At 65.4% G+C, this 20566-nt stretch carries 16 protein-coding genes; 5 read left to right on the plus strand and 11 right to left on the minus strand.

Features of this window, described 5'->3' with window-relative positions; genetic code table 11:
* Positions 1 to 35: 35 nt before the first annotated feature.
* From K1X41_RS07255 to K1X41_RS07280, 6 genes are all read right to left on the minus strand, one after another.
* Positions 36 to 1100, minus strand: a complete 1065-nt coding sequence (locus K1X41_RS07255; protein WP_133617242.1) for a C45 family autoproteolytic acyltransferase/hydolase — start codon at positions 1098 to 1100, stop codon at positions 36 to 38.
* Positions 1101 to 1232: 132 nt separating this feature from the next.
* Complete coding sequence (locus K1X41_RS07260; protein WP_132206153.1) at positions 1233 to 2057, minus strand: ABC transporter ATP-binding protein; 825 nt, start codon at positions 2055 to 2057, stop codon at positions 1233 to 1235.
* The gene (locus K1X41_RS07265; RefSeq protein WP_132206151.1) at positions 2054 to 2893 is read right to left on the minus strand and encodes an ABC transporter ATP-binding protein; all 840 of its coding nucleotides are present in this window, start codon (positions 2891 to 2893) and stop codon (positions 2054 to 2056) included. The genes K1X41_RS07260 and K1X41_RS07265 overlap by 4 nt, the downstream gene beginning before the upstream one ends.
* Positions 2893 to 3828 carry an ABC transporter permease gene (locus tag K1X41_RS07270; protein ID WP_220175695.1) on the minus strand — a complete coding sequence of 312 codons (936 nt, stop codon included), beginning with the start codon at positions 3826 to 3828 and terminating at the stop codon, positions 2893 to 2895. Before K1X41_RS07270 ends, K1X41_RS07265 begins: the two co-directional genes overlap by 1 nt.
* Positions 3825 to 4775, minus strand: a complete 951-nt coding sequence (locus K1X41_RS07275; protein ID WP_132206147.1) for an ABC transporter permease — start codon at positions 4773 to 4775, stop codon at positions 3825 to 3827. The genes K1X41_RS07270 and K1X41_RS07275 overlap by 4 nt, the downstream gene beginning before the upstream one ends.
* A 29-nt stretch (positions 4776 to 4804) precedes the next feature.
* Positions 4805 to 6493 carry an ABC transporter substrate-binding protein gene (locus K1X41_RS07280; RefSeq protein ID WP_258566702.1) on the minus strand — a complete coding sequence of 563 codons (1689 nt, stop codon included), beginning with the start codon at positions 6491 to 6493 and terminating at the stop codon, positions 4805 to 4807.
* A gap of 200 nt (positions 6494 to 6693) precedes the next feature.
* On the opposite strand from K1X41_RS07280, the gene K1X41_RS07285 reads away from it, so the two are divergent.
* Positions 6694 to 7689, plus strand: coding sequence for a LacI family DNA-binding transcriptional regulator (locus K1X41_RS07285; RefSeq protein WP_258566703.1), 996 nt, complete (start codon positions 6694 to 6696; stop codon positions 7687 to 7689).
* Between the two features lie 528 nt (positions 7690 to 8217).
* Complete coding sequence (locus tag K1X41_RS07290; RefSeq protein WP_220175697.1) at positions 8218 to 8370, plus strand: hypothetical protein; 153 nt, start codon at positions 8218 to 8220, stop codon at positions 8368 to 8370.
* A gap of 95 nt (positions 8371 to 8465) precedes the next feature.
* On the opposite strand, the gene K1X41_RS07295 is transcribed toward K1X41_RS07290, so the two are convergent.
* The 5 genes from K1X41_RS07295 to K1X41_RS07315 all read right to left on the minus strand — a co-directional run bounded on the left by K1X41_RS07295 (position 8466) and on the right by K1X41_RS07315 (position 16405).
* The gene (locus K1X41_RS07295) at positions 8466 to 10187 is read right to left on the minus strand and encodes a 3-ketosteroid-delta-1-dehydrogenase (RefSeq protein ID WP_220175698.1); all 1722 of its coding nucleotides are present in this window, start codon (positions 10185 to 10187) and stop codon (positions 8466 to 8468) included.
* 218 nt (positions 10188 to 10405) lie between these two features.
* Positions 10406 to 11620, minus strand: a complete 1215-nt coding sequence (locus tag K1X41_RS07300) for an NADP-dependent isocitrate dehydrogenase (protein WP_132206141.1) — start codon at positions 11618 to 11620, stop codon at positions 10406 to 10408.
* A 178-nt stretch (positions 11621 to 11798) separates the two neighbouring features.
* On the minus strand, positions 11799 to 12923 hold the full coding sequence (nagA, locus tag K1X41_RS07305; RefSeq protein WP_220175699.1) for an N-acetylglucosamine-6-phosphate deacetylase: 1125 nt from the start codon (positions 12921 to 12923) through the stop codon (positions 11799 to 11801).
* Positions 12920 to 13705 carry a glucosamine-6-phosphate deaminase gene (nagB, locus tag K1X41_RS07310; protein ID WP_220175700.1) on the minus strand — a complete coding sequence of 262 codons (786 nt, stop codon included), beginning with the start codon at positions 13703 to 13705 and terminating at the stop codon, positions 12920 to 12922. Before nagB ends, nagA begins: the two co-directional genes overlap by 4 nt.
* A 135-nt stretch (positions 13706 to 13840) precedes the next feature.
* Positions 13841 to 16405 carry a helix-turn-helix transcriptional regulator gene (locus K1X41_RS07315; protein WP_220175701.1) on the minus strand — a complete coding sequence of 855 codons (2565 nt, stop codon included), beginning with the start codon at positions 16403 to 16405 and terminating at the stop codon, positions 13841 to 13843.
* A 205-nt stretch (positions 16406 to 16610) separates the two neighbouring features.
* Here K1X41_RS07315 and K1X41_RS07320 point away from each other — a divergent pair, with 205 nt between their 5' ends.
* The 3 genes from K1X41_RS07320 (at position 16611) to K1X41_RS07330 (ending at position 20532) form a co-directional block, all read left to right on the plus strand.
* The gene (locus K1X41_RS07320; RefSeq protein ID WP_220175702.1) at positions 16611 to 17690 is read left to right on the plus strand and encodes an ABC transporter ATP-binding protein; all 1080 of its coding nucleotides are present in this window, start codon (positions 16611 to 16613) and stop codon (positions 17688 to 17690) included.
* A gap of 179 nt (positions 17691 to 17869) precedes the next feature.
* A complete protein-coding gene (locus tag K1X41_RS07325; protein WP_132206133.1) occupies positions 17870 to 19027 on the plus strand; it encodes an ROK family transcriptional regulator in 1158 nt (385 codons plus the stop codon).
* 158 nt (positions 19028 to 19185) lie between these two features.
* On the plus strand, positions 19186 to 20532 hold the full coding sequence (locus K1X41_RS07330) for an extracellular solute-binding protein (RefSeq protein WP_220175703.1): 1347 nt from the start codon (positions 19186 to 19188) through the stop codon (positions 20530 to 20532).
* Positions 20533 to 20566 lie beyond the last annotated feature (34 nt).

A 20566-nucleotide genomic window follows, 5' to 3' on the forward strand; every position in this document is an offset into this window, starting at 1 on the left:
GCACCAGTGGTACCCCGCCCATTCGCATCTCCCCGCTACGCCGTCAGCGTGCGCCAGGTGCCCGTCTCCGCCTCGGGCGGCATCCCGTCGAGGATCCGGATCGTGTGCGCCGCCGGATCGGTGATGATGGTCGCGAGCGTCGCCCAGCGCTCACCGAATTCCTTGCTCATGTCGGCCACACAGGTCAGTGGCGGCTGCTCAGGCGTGGACAGCAGCAGTTTGACCAGCTCATCCGTCGCGCTCGGCAGACCGGCGGCGAGCCGCTCGCGCACGAGAGCGAGCCGCGCAGAAGAGTCCGGCTCGTAGATCTCGGTCTTCTGGCTCGCGAGCGGCGTCGCGTGCTGGAAATGGTTCGTGCGCTGCACAGAGCCGTCGACCTCGGGAATCGGGAAGATACCGTCCGGGCTCATCTCGACTGAGACAGCACCGGTGGCATCCACCATCGTGAACGCGGACGAGGAAGTGATGGGCGCGCTGCGGATCAGCTCGAGCGCCTCCGCAATCGTGGCGCACTCTGCGAGGACGACGCGCGACAGCACGTGCATCGGAACACCCTCTGGCCGATCGTGCGCGTGCCCGAGGATGTTGAAGTGCAGGCCAAGCCCAGCCTCGTTCATGCCGATCTTGCTCACGATGCCCTGCTCGGTGAGCCCCACGAACCGATAGCCGGGCCCAGTGACCTCGTGCGTGTGCCAGAACGAGTCAAACTCGATGTGCCAGTCCCAGGTCTGCACGCCAAAGCGGGCGCCGTCGATCACGGCGGTGACTGTCGAGCACTCGTGCGACGCCTTGTTGCCGAGCGCGATGATCTCGGTGCGTGCGTTCAGCGCGACCACCTGGGCGACGCTGATTCCCGCGCCCTCCGCGATCCCAGCGAGCTCCTCGACCACGGCAGGGCGCCAAGACGCGAGCGTTGCCAACACGGCTTCGACGCCGGCCTGCTGGCGCTCCGCGGACACCTCGAGTGCGCGGAACAGGCCCTCGTAGTTTGCGGCGGCATCCGGGAGGGTCTCCCGCAGCGCCGCACCCCGCGCCAGGCCGAGTTCACGCGCGGTGTCCCCCGCGATCTCGATGTGCAGTCGGTTCGTCTTCTCGGTCATGTCCTGTGCTTTCTCGGGTTCTTGATGGGAGCGGTGCGGCCAACAGCCGGATGCTCTGAGGAGGGGCGTATGGGGTCGACAAAGCTGCGCCGACGGAATCATCGGTCCCGCGGGCAGCGGTGGGAGTGAGCGCTAGGTGCCGAGCAGCGCGTCGCGCAGACCACGGCGCGGTTTCCATCCCGGCCGCGGGGCGGAGGCAATCAGCAGCTGTGTATACGGTTCTTGCGGGGCATCGAGCACCTGGTCAACGGTGCCGCGCTCGATGATCCGACCCTGCCGCATCACCACGACGTCGTCGGCGATATCCCGCACCACTGACAGATCGTGTGTGATGAACAGGTACGACAGTCCGTGCTCCTCGCGCAGCCGTTTGAGCAGGTCAAGCACCTGCGCTTGCACGGAGACGTCGAGGGCCGAAACCGCCTCGTCGAGCACGATGATCTGCGGCTCTGCGGCAAGCGCCCGCGCGATCGCCACGCGTTGCTTTTGCCCCCCGGAGAGCGCCTCCGGCTTCGCATCGGCCTGGCGCTCGGTGAGCCCTACCTCGGTGAAGAGTTCCAGCACGCGGGCTCTGCGGCCTGCGCGGTCGAGATCGGGCCGGTGCGCGCGCAGCATTTCGTCGATGGTCGCACTGACCGGCAGTGAGCGGTTGAGCGACCCCTGCGGATCCTGAAACACCATCTGCACGAGCTTTGCACGCTCACGCAGCGCACTCCGTGCCGTGGTCGGCTTCACTTCGGTGCCACCAATCCGCACCGATCCAGAATCTGCTGACTCCAGCCCAACAATCACGCGAGCCAGCGTCGATTTCCCTGATCCGGACTCGCCAACGACTGCGAGGCAGGTGCCGCGGCGCAGCTCACACGAGACGTCGTCGAGCGCGGTGACACTCGCCTTTCGGCTCAGATGAAAGGTGCGGGTGAGCCCGATGGCCTCGATGATGCTCTGCTCGCTCATGCGTCTGCCTCCTTCGTGTCGACGTCCGCGAGGAACGCTGCGGGGTGTCCGTCGGGGTAGAGCATGGGTCGCGCAGCCATGAGGTTGCGGGTGTACTCGGTCTGCGGCCGATCCCGGATATCCTCTGGCGTGCCGATCTCGAGGATCTCACCGTCCTTCATCACGGCAAGCCGGTCGCACACGGCGGCCGCGAGGTCGAGATCGTGGGTGACGAAGATCATCGACAGCCCCCGCTCGCGTCGCATCTCGTCGAGGATCGCAACGACCTCGGCCTGTGTCGTGACGTCGAGCGCGGTGGTCGGCTCATCGGCGAGCAGCAGCTTCGGATTCCCGGAGATGGCCCCGGCGATCACGACGCGCTGCAGCATGCCGCCCGAGAGCTGGTGCGGGTATGACCGCAGCACGCGATCCGTGTCGTCGATGCCCACTTCGCGCAGCAGTTCTGCCGCTTTCCGCTCCGCGTCGGCGCGGCTCATCCCACGCGCGTCGCTCATACCCTCGATGAGGTAGCGGCCGACGGGCAGCACCGGGTTCAGCGCGCCGTGCGGATTCTGGGCGATGAGCGCAAGGTCCTCGGCCCGGATCCTGCGCAGCTGTTCTCCGCCCGCGGTGAGCAGGTCCGTGCCGTCCAGCTCGATCCTGCCGTCGACGCGGGCGCCCGAGGGCTCGATCCCGAGAATGCACTTCAGGGTCATGGATTTGCCGGATCCCGATTCGCCGACGAGCCCGAGCGCTTCTCCGGCCCCCAACGTGAGCGAGTTGCCGTGCAGGATCTCGGTCTCCTGCCCGGTGTCGGGATCGGTGACAGTGAGGACGAGGTCTTCAATGGTGAGCATCAGCGGGTCCTTCCTGAGGCGCGGCGGCCGCCGAGCTGCTCGCCGACGTAGCCGAACGCTGCGACGGTGATGACGATCATGAGGCCGGCAAAGATGCTCTGCTCCCAGAAGCCCTGCTGGAGTGAGGCCTGGCCATTGGAGACCATGAGGCCCCAGTCGGGAATGGGCGGCTGCACGCCGAGGCCGAGGAAGGAGAGCGCCGCGAGCTCGATCATCGCGTACCCGAAGTTGATGGTCATGCCGGTGAGGATCTGGGTGCGCACGTTCGGCAAGATGTGGCGCACCGTAATCAGGAAGCCGGAAATACCCTGCAGCTGCGCTGAAGAGACATACGGCAGGTTGCGCTCGCGGAGCGCGACCGAGCGGATCACGCGCGCGGAATACGGGGTGAAGCCGATCGCGAGCGCAATGGATGCGGTCAGCAGTGAGGGGCCGAAGATCGCAACGGCGAGGATCGCGAGCAGCATGTTCGGGAAAGCGAACAGCACATCGAGCACGCGGCTGATCATGGCGTCGACCTTGCCGCCGAACCACACTGCGGTGAGCGCGAGCGTGGTCGCGAGGACGGCCGTGATGATGATCACGATCGTTGGACCAATCAGGCTGGTGCGTGCACCCCAAATGATGCGGGACAGGATGTCGCGGCCGGACTGGTCAGTGCCCATCAGGTGCGCGAGGCTCCAGGCCTCGTGCCGTGAGGTGACGCTGCCCTCGAACGGATCATACGGTGCGATCACGGGTGCAAGGATCGCCATCAGAATCACGAGCGCCATGATGCCGAGGCTGACCATGCCGATCGGTCCGAGGCGACGGCGCAGCAGCCGCCAGCCGGAGGTGGGGACGGCCCCGCGCTGCTTGCGCAGCAACTGCACAGACACGGTGTCCTGTGCGCGGGTATTCGCGTCGGGGCGACGCGTGAATTTCTGATCGGTCATCGCGCTGCAACTCCCTTGCTGAGTCGAACCCTGGGGTCGATCACCGCGTAGAGCAGGTCGACGATGAGGTTGATGAGGCCGAAGGCCAGCACCATGATGAGCGCGATCGCCTGGACGACCGCGAAGTCTTTCTTCTGCACCGAGTTCACGAGCAGGGATCCGATGCCGTCGAGCGTGAATGCGTACTCGATCACGAAGGCACTGGCGAGGAGGCCGGCGATCTGCGTGCCGATCACCGTGGAGACGGGGAGCATCGAGTTGCGGATCGTGTGCCGCCACAGCACGAGCTGCTTAGGCACCCCGCGCGCGATCGCCATGATCACGTGTTCAGAGCCTTGCTCCTCCCGCACCGCGGTGCGGGTGATGCGGGCGACGACGGCGATGCCGGGGAACGCGAGCGCGATGGCCGGCAGGGTGAGGTGCCACAGCCGGTCGAGGAACCCCTCACCCGAGCCAGACACGGGGAACCAGCCAAGGCCGGATCCAAACAGGAACATCAGCACGAGTGCCGCGAAGAACGTCGGCACAGCGAAGCCCAGGTTGGAACCGAACACGACGAGCTTCTCGAATACGCCCGACTTGGTTGCGGCGAGGACGCCGAGGCCGACGCCGAACACGACGATGAGGATCGCGGCGAACGTCGCGAGGTACAGCGTGGTGGGGAGGCGGGATGACACGAGTGAGGTGACGTCCTGCTGCGTGAGCAGCGAGCGACCGAGGTCGCCCTGGAACACGTCAATCAGCCAGTGCCAGTACCGCAGCAAGAAGGGATCATCCAGACCGTACTGCGCGCGAATCGCGGCGAGTACTTCCGGGCTCACCGTGCGCCCCTGCACGAGGAACTGCTCGGGGCTTCCCGGGGCGAGATACATCCCCGAGAACACGATGAAGCTGGACACGATCAGCACGCCAACGAGCGCACCGAGTCGCTTCAGAAGATAGGTCATGAACGATCCCTTCCTGCCGTGATCAGGACCTAGGCCGTAGCGCCGAGGTCAGCGGCCCACGGGTAGTACAGGTAGATGAACGAGGCGGGGGCGCCAGTGATGCTGTTGTCCATGTACATGCGCACTGCCAGGTCGTTGATCGGCACCCACGGCTGAGCGGCCATGATCAACGCCTCTGCCTCAACGGTGAGCTCTGCGCGCTTCTGCGGATCGCTCTCGCCGATTGCCGCGTCGAGGGCCGCGTCGACCTTCGCGTCGGAGAACTTCGCGTAGTTCTGGTCACTGCCGGTCTTCGCAACGCTGATCAGGTGCAGCAGCGGATCCGGAGCACTGAGGTAGTTCGTGGTGACGAAGCCGTCGAAACCCTTGCGCGCTTCGGGATCGGAGAAGAACGCACCGAACTGTGCACTTGGGACACCGGTGGGCTCGAGCGTGATGCCGAGTTCCTTTGCACCGTTTGACATCTCGTTCAGGATGTCTGCGTAGAAGCTGCGCTCACTCGGGTAGGCGATCTTGATCGGCTGACTCAGATCGACATCTGCCGCCTCAAGTTCGGCCTTCGCTGCCTCGATGTCGTAGCTGAGATCCGGGAGCTTCTCATCGCGCTGCTCAGCAACATCGGGGATCGCATCCCAGACGGACTGCGGGATCACCGAGCGCGATACCGTGCCGGTGCCCTCATAGACCGTGTCCGCAATGGCCTGGCGGTCGGTGGCGCGAGTCAGCGCACGACGAACTGCTGGATCTCCGAAGAGGCCCTCGCCAGTGGAGATGATGGCCATGTCTTGCATGCCCTGGCCAGCGAACAGTGTGCCGGTTGAGCTGCTGGAGAGCTGGCCGAGAGCCGGAAGCGGCACGTCGTAGGAGCCCTGGATCTCGCCGGTCGAGAGGCCATTGGCGATCGCGGTCGGATCGACAACAAAGCCGATCTCAACCTGCTTGGCCTGCGCCTTTTTGTCCGCGTTCCAGTAGCCGTCGTACCGATCGAGGGTGATCGACTGCCCCTGCTTCCAGTTGCCTGGGGTGAACTGCAGCGGGCCGGTGCACATCACACCGGTGTCCGGGTTGCCGTAGTTCTCGCCGGCCGCTTCGCGCTGCGCCTGCTGCACGACAACTCCGATGATCGTGCTGAGCGAGGAGGGGAGCGTGTAATCGGCGGTCTTCAGCGTGATGGTGACCTCGTTGGCGCCGGAGTTCTCGACGCTCGCGATGTTTGCCACAACGCCGCCGCCCCAGTAGCTGCCCTCAGCGGGGTCAAGGTGACGGTTGATCGAGTAGACGACGTCATCGACGGTCATCGGCGAGCCGTCCCAGAAGGTCACATCGTCACGGATCCCGAGGGTCCAGACGATGCCGTCCTTCGTGTCAGACTCGGTAGCCAGGTTGGGCTGCACCGAGAAGTCAGGCTGCATCTGGAACAGCGGCTCGCAGAGGTTCGCAACGATCGTGTTCTCGGGGTAGTTGAACGCCTTCACCGGGTCGAGGTTGGCGAGCTCGCCGTAGGTTGAGTTCCAGGTGACCTTGTCAGCCTCAGCGGCCGCCTTTGGCGTTGTCTGCAGCAGCTCAGTGCCGGATCCGGCCCCCTCTGAGCCGCCTGCGTTGCCGCCGCGGTCGCCCGAGGCGCAGCCCGCGAGCGCGAGCCCCGCGATGGCCAGGAGGGCGATCGATGCCCTCGTCTGTGCGAGTTTCACGTTGTTCTCCATTCGAAGTTTCATCATTGAAGCTCCCCGCTCCGGCGTCACAGCCGAACGAAGACTCACTGAGGACCTTAGCACCCAAAACGATTTGTGAAAAACGGTTTGGTTCTCACGGTTTGATAACGGAATGGTGCGTTACCCCCCTGTTTGGCCCGTCTCCCCCAGGCAGCTATGGGTATCCTGGCGAAGTGCAACGAAGCGGGAGACCGACCATCAAGGACGTGGCCAAAGCGGCCGGAGTGTCTCCGACGACCGTGTCGCACGCCCTGAACGGCAAAGGCGTCGTCGCCACCGAAACCGTCGCTCGCATCGAGCAGGTTGCATCCGACATTGGCTATCGCCCGAGCGCGATCGCGCGCGGGCTACAAAACTCCAGGCTCAATCTCTTGGCACTGGTGATCAGGCCTTTCCACAGCCTCGACACGTTCCTTCCCGAGGGTGTTGACTACTTCCTGCGGCTCGCGGGAGCGGCGTCGATGACGGCGATGGAGCACGGCTACAGCCTCATGATCGTGGATGATCCCACCCGTCCGGGCGTCCCGCTGAGCGCGCTCGCTGCCGATGCGTACATCGTGACCGAGCCGTTCGAACACGATCCGGTGCTCACGATGCTGCAGCAGGAGCGCATTCCGTTCGTCACCGTTGGTGCGGACCCGGCGCGCCGCGGCCAGTTCATCACGCTCGATGAGGGGATCGAGCACCAGGCGGGCCTCATGTTTCGCCACCTCGAAGCCGTGGGGGCGCGCAGGATCGCGCTCGTCACCGGCACCGACCGCAATGATTGGAACCTGAGCGCGCACCACCTCATGGAGGAGTGGAGCGACGCGCGTGGCCATGCCCCGCTCGTGCTCGCGCTCCCTGAGGCCGCGGGAGAAACCGTCGGCGACGAGGTGCTCGATCACTTCTTCAGCGGCGATCTCGCGCAGCATCCCGACGCGATCTTCTGCCTCACCGGGCGCCACGCCGCAGGTGTTACCACTGCTGCGATCAAGCGCGGGATCCGGGTGCCGGAGGATCTGCTCGTGGCTGGCGGATCCGGTGCGATGCAAAACCGCACATCGAGCCCCACCGTCACCACGCTCGACCTCCACCCCGAGGCAGTCGCGCGCACGGCCGTTGAAGCTGCGGTGCTCCTCGCGGAGGGCCGCAGCGTAACGCTGCCCGCCTCGTCAGTGCTCGCGACGCTCAACATTCGCGAGTCGACGACGCGGGGGTAGCGCCGGGCTCTGTGCGATGAGCCCATGAGCCCGATAGCCCGATAGCCCGATCGTCTCCCCCTGGAGCGGCCTCGATTGACTCCGAAGGGATTCGGGAAAGAACTCCCAAACAGCAATGCCCCGGCCGAGATGTGGTCCCACAGATATCCACTCGCCTCGGTCTCGCATGAGTACTCCCGGGCGCGGTGGATACCCATCGGTCAGGACTGGGAAGAAGAGCGTCAGTGTGGGCGGAGACCTCCGCTGCACGCCGAACTCGGCGCTCTCCCGAGCCTACGGTTCAGTCAACATTCAGTTCCCGGCCGGGTACACACCTCGAACTCACTCCCACACGAAATCGAGCACCCCAAAATACCTGAAGCAAGTTCGTGGAGAGAAGTGCAGCTAGGGGGGAGCCGGAATCCCGATAGGGCGCAGCGAATCAGCAACGGAAGTGCCATGGCGGGCCGGTCACCCGAATCTGGGACGCGATTTGAGCGGTGGATCGTTTCCGACGAGAGTTTCCTGCCACACCAATTCCCGAGAACCGTGTTGATTTTGCACCCTGAGGCGACGAACCCAGGCCTCGTCGAGTTGCCTGTCGTCTCGCCGAGCCCGAACAACGAGCGGCTCAGCGACAAGACGCTCAGATCCCTCGAATGGCCGAGTCTTCCAGTCGCCGTCACAGACGTATCAGGTTGAATACGTCATTGTGGAGCTTCCTCATTGAGTTCCAATTGCCAGGCTTCCACGGGTGGTGTGGCAGTGTCCAGGGATTCCTTGTTCGGGGCGCACCGCTACTGCGCGCTCACAGACGCCCCCTGCGCGATGCGCGCCACCTCATTCGCGATCACCACGCCATACACCAGGCCCTGACCGATCGTGGCGCCAGCGCCCGGATACACCGATCCGAACACGTTCGCCGCCGAGTTCCCCTGCGTGAAAAGACCTGAAATGGGAGCACCGGCCTGGTCGAGGACTCGCCCAGTGCCGTCCGCCAGGATCCCCCCGCAGGTCCCCAGATCGGAGATCACGATCTGGACGGCGTAGAGCCGCCGCTCGTCGAGCTCGCGGAGGCAGGGATTGGGAAAATTCGTCGGGTCCCCGTAGTAGCGATCGTATGCCGATTCCCCGCGCCCGAAGTCGCTGTCAGTGCCGGCGCCCGCGTGGGAGTTGAAGCGCGCGATGGTCTCCGCAAGCGCCGCAGCGGGAACACCGATTGCCCCGGCGAGCCCCGCGACCGACGACGCACGATGGGCAATGCCGGCCTCATACCAGGCTGGCGGCAGCGCCATCCGGGGGAACACCTGCCCCGCATACAGATAGCTATTCCGATAGCGCTGATCGAACACCATCCACATGCTGCCCACTGGGTCGCCAGCACGCTCCCGCCGCAGCACTTCCTGGCCGAACGACATGTAGCCTGTCGCCTCGTTGATGAAGCGCCGGCCGGAGCTGTCGACAATGATCGACCCTGGCAGCGAGCGCTCCGCGAGAAGGATCTGCGGCGGTTCCTCCCCCACCGGTGCCACTGCGGGAAACCACCACGCCTGGTCCATGTTGCCGATCGCGGCGCCGGCGCGCTCCGCAATCTGAATCGCATCGCCGGTGTTCCCCTTCGCGCCCAGGCTCAGATCCGCCACCAGCGCAGGCGACTGGTACTCGCGCCGCATGCGCATGTTGTGGTCAAACCCGCCAGCGGCCAGCACCAGACCGTACTTCGCGAGCACCGTCACCTCGGCGTCTCCCTGGCGCAGCCGCGCACCGACCACCCTCGTGCCCTCGCGCACGAGGTCGATAAGCTCGGCGCCGGTCCAGATCGGGATCCCGGCGCGGATCGCGCCGTCGTACATCCCACCGGCGAGCGCCTGGCCGCCAGCGGCATACTCACGCCCCAGTGCGAGACCGCCGACGCCCTGGATCCCCCGCTTCATCGCCATCGGGAGCACGCGCAGCGGTTGCTTCGCGATCAGGTTCAGCCACTTGTAGTTCGCCCCCGTCACCGGCATCGGAAACGGAGCGGACATCACCTCCGGCTGCAGCCTGGCTCGTTCGGATCCGAGCCTCCGCAGATCGAACGGGCGCGATTCCACTGACCGTCCCTGCGCGCTGCCACCTGGGAGCTGCGGGAAGTAGTCAGCGTATCCCTTCACCCAGGTGAAGGAGAGCTCCGTGGTGCGCTGGAGCATTTCCACGGTCTCTGCCCCGTGATCCAGCACGGTCTGCCACCTCGCTCTGGGGCTCGAGTCCTGTACCGCGGCCGTCAGGTACTCAGCTGCCCGCTCAACGGAGTCGACCGCACCATCGTGCGCCAGCACAGGATTCCCGGGGATCCAGAACGCACCACCCGAGCGGGCAGTGGACCCGCCGACGAGCAGAGTCTTCTCGGCCACCGCAACTTCGAGCCCGAGCTCATGCGCGGCGAGTGCCGTGGCGAGGCCGGTGCCGGATCCGATGACCAGCAGATCCACGCTCGCGCGGTCGATCGGCTGCGGTGCTGGAGAGTTCGGTGCGGACATGTGCTGCTCCTCTGGGCCGTGAGACTCAACGCTGAGCCCGACACCCTCAGCGTAGCGAGCGTGCGCCGATTGTCCAGGGGCATCCAGAAACGCCTGAGGGGCGATGCCGAAGCACCGCCCCTCAAGACTTCTCACGCGCGGCCAGGCCGCACCGTGAGCTACGCCAGCTCGCCCAGTGGGGCGACCAGCGCCTGGCACACAACGCTGCCGCGTTGTGTCTATGCCAAGCGCTGTTGCAGGTTCTCGTCGATCGCGGCGAGGAACTCCTCGGTCGTGAGGAATGCCTGCTCGGGGCCGACGAGCAGCGCGAGGTCCTTCGTCATCTTGCCGGACTCAACCGTCTTGATGACAACATCCTCGAGCGTGTGCGAGAACTCGATGAGCTCCTGGTTCTCGTCCAGCTTGCCGCGGTGCGCGAGCCCGCGGGTCCAGGCGAAGATCGACGCAATCGGGTTCGTCGACGTCGGCTTGCCCTGCTGGTGCTGACGGTAGTGCCGCGTGACCGTGCCGTGAGCTGCCTCAGCCTCGACGATCTTGCCGTCCGGCGTCGAGAGCACCGAGGTCATGAGGCCGAGCGAGCCGAAGCCCTGCGCCACAGTATCCGACTGCACGTCGCCGTCGTAGTTCTTGCAGGCCCAGACGTAGCCGCCCTCCCACTTCATGGCGGAAGCAACCATGTCGTCAATGAGGCGGTGCTCGTAGGTGAGGCCGGCGGCCTCGAAACGCTGCTTGAACTCGGTGTCGTAGATCTCCTGGAAGATGTCCTTGAAGCGGCCGTCGTAGGCCTTCAGGATCGTATTCTTCGTGGAGAGGTACACCGGGTAGTTGCGCGAAAGGCCGTAGTTCAGCGATGCACGAGCAAAGTCGACGATCGAAGCATCCAGGTTGTACTGCACCTGCGCGATGCCGTCTCCCGGGGACTGGTAGACCTCAAACTTCTGGGGCTCGCTGCCGTCCTTCGGGGTGAACTCAACGGTGAGGGTGCCCTCACCTGCGAAGCGGAAGTCCGTCGCCCGGTACTGATCACCGAACGCGTGACGACCGATGATGATCGGCTTGTTCCAGCCGGGCACCAGGCGCGGGATGTTCGAGATGATGATGGGCTCGCGGAAGATGACGCCGCCGAGGATATTGCGGATCGTGCCGTTCGGGCTCCGCCACATCTTCTTCAGGCCGAATTCCTCGACGCGTGCTTCGTCGGGCGTGATCGTGGCGCACTTCACGCCGACGCCGTGCTTCTGGATCGCGTGTGCCGCGTCGATCGTGACCTGATCGTCGGTCGCGTCGCGGTGCTCCATACCGAGGTCGTAATACTCGAGCGTGAGGTCGAGGTACGGGTGGATCAGACGATCCTTGATGAACTGCCAGATGATGCGCGTCATCTCATCGCCGTCAAGTTCGACGACGGTTCCTGCTACCTTGATCTTCGCCAACGCTTCTCCCAGATTCGTAGTGTGATGAGCTCGGAGGCGCGCGGCTTCGTGTGCGCCACGCGCTGAATTCTTTCGGGCCGCGGCGGTGAGAACGCGCCGCATGCCGGGTCCGGTGGGACCGGGAACCACTCTACCTGAGTTCTGCAGACTCTCTCGGCGTCAAGATAATTCCGTCGCGTCAGCGCCCCGCGCACACCACTGCCGCGACCCGCAGTTCGGGATCGAGCGCAACAAAATCTGCGACCAGGCCGGGGGCGATATCGCCGACGTCCGACCACCCGACGGTCCGGGCCGGGGTCGTCGCAGTCATCCGCACTGCGGCACACCACTCCGCGTCAGAGCCTGCGCCAACGGCACCGCGGAACAGCGCATCCATCGTGACCGTGCTGCCCGCGATCGTGTCCGTACCAGCGAGCCGTGCGACGCCGCCGTGCACTTCGACCATAAGCGAGCCGAGCCGGTACTCGCCATCTCCGCATGCCGCAGCGCCCATGGCGTCGGTCACCAGGGCGACGCGATCCGCGCCGGTGCGCGCTTCCACCCAGCGCGCGAGTCCCGGGTGCAGGTGTGTGCCGTCAGCCACGAGTTCAATGGTCACGCGCGGATCCTCGAGCAGCGCGAGCACGGGGCCAGGATCCCGGTGGTGGAGCGGAGGCATCGCGTTGAAGAGATGCGTCGCCACCGTGGCGCCGGCATCGATCGCCCGGCGCGTGCCGTCGTAATCAGCGTTCGTGTGCCCGATCGCGACGACTACCCCTGCCGCGGTGAAGCGTTCAACCGCGGCGAGCGCGCCTGGCAGCTCCGGAGCGAGCGTCACCATCCGGATCGCGCCCGATCCCGCCGCGAGCAGGGCATCGATCTCCGCGGCGTCTGGGGCGCGGAGCAACGCTGGATCGTGCGCACCGGCGCGTTCCGGGCTCAGCCACGGACCTTCGAGGTGGATTCCTCCGAGTTCGCCCTCGGCGACCAGCGCAGCGAGCGAGTGCACGCGCTCCAGCAGTGTCGCAGCGTCGGCCGTGACAAGGCTCGCCATCGTGCGGGTGGTGCCGTGTGCTCGATGCGCGTCGCGGGCCGCGAATGCCTGCTCTCGTGTTCCGTCGGGGTAATCCGCCCCGCCACCACCGTGGACGTGTATATCGACAAAGCCCGGCACGATTGTGGCGTCCGGGAAGGTACGATCCGGATTGCGATCTGGGATCCCACCCCCCAGTGCAACGACACGACCGTCCGAGATCTCGACCCAGCCAGGCGCGAGAACGGCATCGCTCGTGACGATGCGTGCCGCGGTGATGAGCTCGGTCACACTGCTCCAACACCCACGGTGCGATACTGCTGCACGTGCTCGTAATACCCGGTGAGGCGCAACTTACTCGCCGCGGCCCGATCGACAACAACGGTCGCGTTGCGGTGCAACTGCAGCGCGCTCGCCGGGCACACGCTCGCGAGCGGTCCCTCGATCATGGCAGCAACGGCTTCGGCTTTGCTCTCCCCCTGCGCCACGAGCAGCAGCTCACGCGCGTCGAGGATCGTGCCGAGCCCCTGTGTGATGCAGTGCACGGGTACCTCGTCTGCGCTGTCAAAAAAACGAGCATTGTCAGCGCGGGTCTGCGGTGCAAGTGTCTTCTGCCGCGTGCGCGATCCGAACGAGGAGGTCGGTTCGTTGAAGCCGATGTGGCCGTTGGCCCCGATACCAAGCAACTGCAGCTCGACCCCGCCGGCCGCGAGGATGAGCCGCTCATACTCCTCGCCAGCAGCGGTGAGATCTGCCGCGCTGCCATCCGGAACGTGCACGCGCGCCGGATCGAGTCCGAGCGGTTCCGTCACGGTGCGCCGGATCACCTCGTGGTAGCTCTCCGGGTGGCGCAGATCGATGCCGGCGTACTCGTCAAGCGCAAAGGCGCCAGCGCGCGAGAAATCGAGCACGCCGGAACGAACACGCTCCGCGAGTGCGTTGTATGTGCCGATCGGCGATGATCCAGTGGCCACGCCGAGTACGGCATCTGGGCGGCGCAGGATCACCGCGGCGATCTGATCAGCGGCGCGCTCGGCAACCTCTGCCGCGTCTGCAACGATGACGACGTCCACAGTTCCTCCAGGTGTTGGGTCGCGGCGGCAAGCGTCGCGGTGGTCCTCACAGCCACACGTGCCGTGAGAGAAAACAGGTCCAGACTACGGGGCGCCCGGGCATATCGTGCACGCCGAGTTCCTCGCGCCCACCGCTCAGCGATCCGCGGTCAATGCAAGCGTCGTGGAAAGCTCCGAGCGCGAGGTCACTCCGAGCTTCTTCATCGCCCGGGCCAGGTGGTTCTCAACTGTGCGCACGCTGAGCGAGAGTCGCTCCGCGATTTCCCGGTTGTGTAACGTCTCTGCGAGCATCGCGATTTCGTACTCGCGCTTCGTCAGCGGCGCGGACGTCGCGTGCGGTGTTTCATGCGGTGCCGCGATCTGTGCGGTGCCTGCGGCAAGTAGTGCGCGAAGCTCAATGACCGTGTCCGCGAGCACATCCTGATAGGGATCCGCTGCCCCCTCCGGCGCGGGCCGGCGTTCCTGGTGGATCGCAGTGAGGAGGGAAATCGCGGTGGCGATCTCTGCATCGCGCGTCATCTGCTGGGCAAACTCTGCGATCTCGGGTGCCCGGCCCAAAGCACACTCGATCAAGTGCAGCAGTGGCTCGGTGCTGTGGGCAGTCTGCGGGGCGACGCGCTTCAGCTGCGCGAAAACCTCCGCGGTCGGCCGCTCCGTAAAGGCCACGACGGCGTACGTCCACGCAGCATCTCCCAGCAGTGCCCTGCTGCTCTCTGCCGAAACAGCGAGCAGTTCTTCGACTGCGGCATCTCGCTCGCCCTCGACGAGCTGCTCGATCGCTCGTCCGAATGCCGCGTGCATTGCAGGGAGCGGGCCATGGATCCCCGGGTAGCGGGCGGTCTCAGCAAGCACCGAGCGTGCAAGATCTGGTTCACCGTGCCGATAGTGCACGTAGGCCGCCCACCGCAGCTGCGCAACGAAGTAGTGGGCGAATGCGAGGTGGGATCCCCCCATCGCGAGTGTCACGCTCACCGTGTCAGTGGCGAGCAGGTCACGGAACGTTGCCGCTTGCAGCTGCGAGAGAAAGTACGCACTCACCGTGATTTGGCGGTAATCGCTCGAAGCTCGCGCCGTCACGAACTGCTCGGTGAGCTCTCGCTCGTACGTTTCCGGACTGGCATGACGTGACCGGAGTACTGTGTTGGAGACCGTGCTCACCCACCGCTGCACTTCGAAATCAGGGTCAATCTCCTCAGGCGCGAGCGGTACTTCGATCTGCCCAGTCAGCACACCAATGTGGTGTCTGAACACCACTGAAAAGCTGTCGTTCAGATCGGCAGAGTCTTCCCACCACTGCGCCACGCTGGCGTCCATCCCCAGCTTGGAGAACAGCAAGAACGCCTCGTGCGCCGCGAACGCAGCGCGCAGCGTCGGGTCTTGCTCTGACTCAACAAATGCGCGGAGGGCGCCCCGCGCGTCGGCGGTGTCCACCTGGGTGAGCCAGAAACTCTGGTGCAAGCCGAGCCGGAGCGCAAACTGATCAGTGCCTGTTCTGGGGGTGTGCTCAAGAACGCGCGTCGCCCCTGAGACGTATGCATCGGACGCGATCAGCAGGTCAAGATACTCCACCGCGTTTCGAACCGTGGGATCACGCCGCCATTCTCGAGCGCTCTGAGCGAGGAGATGGGCCGCCTTCGCTTGCTGATGGCGCGCCATCCCAGTGCCCCGGTTCTCCGAGCGGTCGAAGGTCTTTGCACGTGCCACTTGTCCCGAGGAATACGCGAGTGCACGATCCCGAGCGGCGGGATCTTCGAGCCTGCGCACCAACGCAAGCGCTTCGTAGTGCAGCGGACCGATGGGCTGCTGTTGGAAGTAGTCGCTGATGAGCGACGGCCGCGGCGCCACCTGTGTGCCCTCGTTCGCATCGGCAAACGTAGTGAGCAGGCCTCGCTGGGACAGCGTGATCAGAGACTCACCAGCGATTTCCTGGAGTCGCTCAGTCGATATGCTCTCCGCCAGCGCGATGGCGTGCAGCGTGCGGAACTCGTCGCGTCCAAGGTCTCCGAGCAGTTGCTCGACCGTGGTGCGCAGATGCACGTTCCACAGCGAATCGGCGTTCAAGGACCAGCCGCTTTCCTGCTGCACAATGCGCTGCTCCCGAACCGCTGAACGGAAGATCGAGTCGGCAACTCCCATCATGCCCGAGGACATCGCAAGCACCTGAGCAACGACCTCAGGCCGTGCTGGTGCGCCGAGAACGCGTTGTGCGAGCAAGCTGATCTGGGCGTAGCCCAGCGGGGAGAGTTCGAGTCTGGCCTGTGTGCGGATCTTGTTTGTGGCGGCTCGGCCGTGCGCGTCGAGCATCACAAACGGCGGCGACACCACGACGACGGGGATGGAGCGCCGCGCGCGCAATTGTTCGAGGAGGTACGCCGAGGTGAGATCAAGGTGCTCAGCGTCGTCGATCAGCAGCACCGGGTGTGCGATGGAGACGAGCCCTTGAATGAGCTCATCGGCAATATCGCTCTCGCTTTGTGCTCCGCGCAGGCTCACGAGCCCCGCCTCGCGAAGTGCAACATAGGGCTGATCGCGGAACGCGCGGCGTCCCGTCACGCGAAAGGTGGAGTAACCCCTGGTTTCCATCTCCAGCGCAATTTGGTCCAGCAGGTGTGTGCGCCCTGTCTCTTGCGGGGCGACCAGCCGCACCGACTCGCCCCCGAGTAGCAGCGTCCGAATTTCCCGGATTTCACGTGCGCGCATGCGCTCTCCCCCCACGGCGACACCGCTCCGGCCAGGGAGCGATGATGTGCTTCAGACTGTACACGGAGCGGGAACTGCGGTGACAGGAGTGGGCCTCGGTGTCCGCTGTGTTAGCCTGAGCGCGCCCAACGACGGGCGCGGTGCCCCCGGCGGGCGCCGTCTTCTACAACGGATCGTCCGGCACGTGCCTGCCGGTGGAGGAAACATGTCATCAATCACGTTTGAAAATGTCTCCCGCGTGTACCCGGGAGCGACCACTCCGTCGGTCGACGGCCTCGATATAGAGATCAGCGACGGTGAATTCCTCGTCCTCGTGGGACCGTCCGGCTGCGGGAAATCAACCACGCTGCGCATGCTCGCTGGGCTCGAAGAAGTGGACTCCGGCCGGGTGCTCTTGGGCGACCGGGATGTCACCCACGCTGCTCCGAAGGATCGGGACATCGCGATGGTCTTCCAGAACTACGCCCTGTACCCGCACATGACCGTCGCCGACAACATGGGCTTCGCACTCAAGATTGCTGGGATCAGCGCCGAAGAACGCCGCACGCGAGTCCTCGAAGCCGCGCGAATGCTCGATCTCGAGCCGCTGCTTGACCGCAAACCGAAGGCGCTCTCTGGCGGACAGCGACAGCGTGTTGCGATGGGCCGCGCGATCGTGCGCAAGCCTCAGGCATTCCTGATGGACGAGCCGCTTTCAAACCTCGACGCGAAATTGCGTGTGCAGACCCGCACCCAGATCGCATCGTTGCAGCGGCGGCTGGGGGTGACGACGGTGTACGTCACCCACGATCAGACCGAGGCACTGACGATGGGCGATCGCATTGCTGTGCTCAAAGACGGCCGGTTGCAGCAGTTGGGCACGCCGCGCGAACTCTATGAAACCCCGAACAACGTATTCGTCGCAGGGTTTATCGGGTCGCCCGCGATGAATCTGCTGACCGCCGAGGTCGCAGGCGAGTCCGCCCGTATCGGCTCATATGAGGTGGCGCTCAGCCCTGCCACGCGTGGAGAGCTGACTGGTGCGGTCGTGATCGGTGTGCGGCCCGAAGATCTGGTGCTCGCGCCGGAGGGGACGCCTGGACTGCCCGTGGTGGTGGACCTGGTCGAGGAGCTCGGCGCCGATGGATACCTCTACGGGCACCTCGCCGGCCAGACCGACCGGGTCGAGGTGGTCGCCCGCGTCAACGGACGCGTGCACCCAGCTGCGGGCGACACGGTCACCCTCGTCCCCACACTCGACCACCTGCACCTGTTCGACGCGGCTAGCGGCGCCCGCGTGGAATAGAGGCGAACGCTGCCGGGCCGGGCCGTTGCCTCGGAGCGGCCCGGCCCGGCGCCCTCCGGCCACCACGTGGCCTTCGTGCGGCCAGGCGTCGGTCACGGTTCGGTCACGGTTCGGTCACGACGGAAAAAAGTCCGCGCTTGGACTTGCGATTATTTAGTTCGTTAGCTTTACTAACTCTCATGACCGCTGCATCGACGCGCACCCAGGCCTCGGCCCTTGCTCCCGCGCTGCGCCGCGGAGTCAAAGCGACGCCCGGCGATGCGAAGCAGCACAATCGCACCCTGGTCTTGCAGACGCTGCACACGGCAGGTCCGCTCAGCCGTGCTGATGTGGCTCGTGCCACGGGCCTCACCAAAGTCACCGTCTCCGGCCTCGTCGCTGAACTCGTGACCGAGGGCCTCCTGCACGAACTCGGTCAGCAAGAATCGCTGCGTCCGGGCAAGCCAGCCATCCTCCTCGATCTCGCCCGCGATGCCTTCGCCGTGGTTGCGCTCGACCTGAGCGACCACCTCACCATGCGCGGCGCCGTCGTCACCATCGACGGCCAGGTGCTCTCGCGCGCCGAAGTGCAGCGCGCTGGTGCAACGGGCGAGACCGCGAGCGAACTCGCGATCCAACTCGCATGCGAACTCGGCGCAGCAGCCACGGTTCCGCTCCTCGGCGTCGGTGTCGGCACTCCCGGCGTGGTCGATGACGCCGGAGTGGTCCGCACTGCCCCCAACCTTGGGTGGGAGGACCTGCCCCTGCGCGAGATGCTCGCAGAGCGCACCGGGCTCCCAACCGTTGTCGCGAACGACGCCAACGTCGCTGCCCTCGCCGAGTACAGCTTTGGTGAATCCAGCGACAACTTCATCCTGGTCACCATCGGGCACGGTGTGGGCTCTGGCCTCATCATCGACGGCCTCCCCGTCGCCGGGTACCGCTTCGCCTCCGGCGAGATCGGTCAGGTCATGGTCGGCACCGACCTCGGCCTCAACACCCCCTACGCGCGCGATCAGGTACTCGAGCATTGGCTCTCCGTCCCGTCCCTCACCCAGGCCACGGGTGCTGCCGCCACCCCGGCCGAGCGCGAGCGGGTGCTCCGCGAAGCCGGCCAACGGCTGGGCATTGCGCTTGCGCCCGTCGTTGGCGTACTCAACCTTGCAGAGATCGTGCTCGCCGGCCCCCTCGAACTCATCGGTGCAACTCTCGCCGATGCCACTCGCGAGATCATCACCCGTCGCACGATGCCAGACACCCACAACGACCTCCTGCTCCGCACGAGCACACAGGGTGCCGATCTGATCCTGCGCGGCGCCACCGCAACGGTCGTGAAGGACCAGCTCGGGATCAGCTGACGGGTTCCCAGACAGACCGGCCCCCAGTCAGCACAGCGCTCTCTTACCCATACGAACACCACTCGCACAACCCAACACAGACCGCGTTCCCGCCCAGTGGGAACGCACGACACGCATCGCACGGGGACCCGCGCGACGCCCACCGAAAGGAAAACACCATGAAGAGAAAGCTCACAGGTCTCACCGCCGCGGCCGTGGCTTCACTGCTGCTGTTCACCGGCTGCAGCCAGGGGGCCCAGGGTGGCGGGAGCGCGGAGGGCGACGGCAAGTCGATCACGCTCTGGCTGGCAGGTGGCGATACGCCCGACGAACTGCGTGACTACTTGAAGACCGAGTTCAAGGACAAGACCGGTGCGACCCTCAAGATTGAGGAGCAGGGCTGGGGCGACGTCGTCACCAAGCTCACCACCGCCCTGCCCGATGCGAACAACACCCCGGACGTCGCCGAGATTGGCAACACTCAGTCGCCCACATTCACGAACGTTGGCGCGTTCCTCGACATCAGCGACATGAAGGACGAGCTCGGCGGCGACGACCTCATCCCCTCCTTCGTTGAGGTCGGAGAAGTCGACGGCAAGAACTACACGCTCCCCTACTACTTCGGCTCGCGCTACATGTTCTACCGCAAGGACGTGTGGGACGCCGCAGGCGTTGCGCTCCCGAAGACGCTCGCCGAGTTCAACTCGGCAGTCACCGCGATCACGGAGAAGAACCCGAAGGGGATCGACAAGTTCTCCGGCTTCTACCTCGGTGGCCAGGACTGGCGCGACGGTATCTCCTGGATCTTCGCGAACGGGGGCGAAATCGCTGAGCTCAAGGACGGCAAGTGGGTGGCAACGCTCGACTCCCCCGAGGCGATCACCGGCCTCGAGCAGCTGCAGGCGATCTACCGCACGGCTTCGAACGCCCCGAACGACGCGAAGGACGCGAACCAGTACCAGTTCCTGAACGACTCGGATCAGGTCAAAGATGAGGATGGCGAAGTCACAGACGACCTCTCGCTCGCGGCCGCAACCATCATGGCTCCGGGCTGGGCGCACTGGTCGATCGGTGATCTTGTGACCGGCGAGGACGGCGAGCCGGCCCGCGAGTGGAATGACGACGTCTTCGGCACCTTCGTACTGCCGGGCAACGACGGAGAGCCCGCACCGGTCTTCGCCGGCGGCTCGAACATCGGCATCTCAGCGAAGTCGAAGGAGCCAGAGCTCGCCAAGGAATTGCTGCGCATCATCTACTCCGAGGACTACCAGACGATGCTCGGCAAGAACGGACTGGGTCCCGCGAACCAGGCCTACGCCTCCTCGCTCGGAGATGACCAGTTCGCGAAGGCCCTCATCGAGTCGGCTGCAAACTCGAAGCTAACCCCGGCCGCACCCGGCTGGGCCGCCGTCGAGGCAAAGAACGTCATGGAGGGCTTCTTCGCGAAGATCCGCGACGCTGAAGACCTCGAGAAGCTGGCGAAGGACACCAACGCCGAGCTCGACGCGCTGCTCAACCAGAAGTAACCGTGTTGGGGGTGCGGCCAGCGCCGCACCCCCA

Origin of the sequence: Leucobacter luti, assembly GCF_019464495.1 — a bacterium.
Classification (GTDB): Bacteria; Actinomycetota; Actinomycetes; order Actinomycetales; family Microbacteriaceae; genus Leucobacter; species Leucobacter luti_A.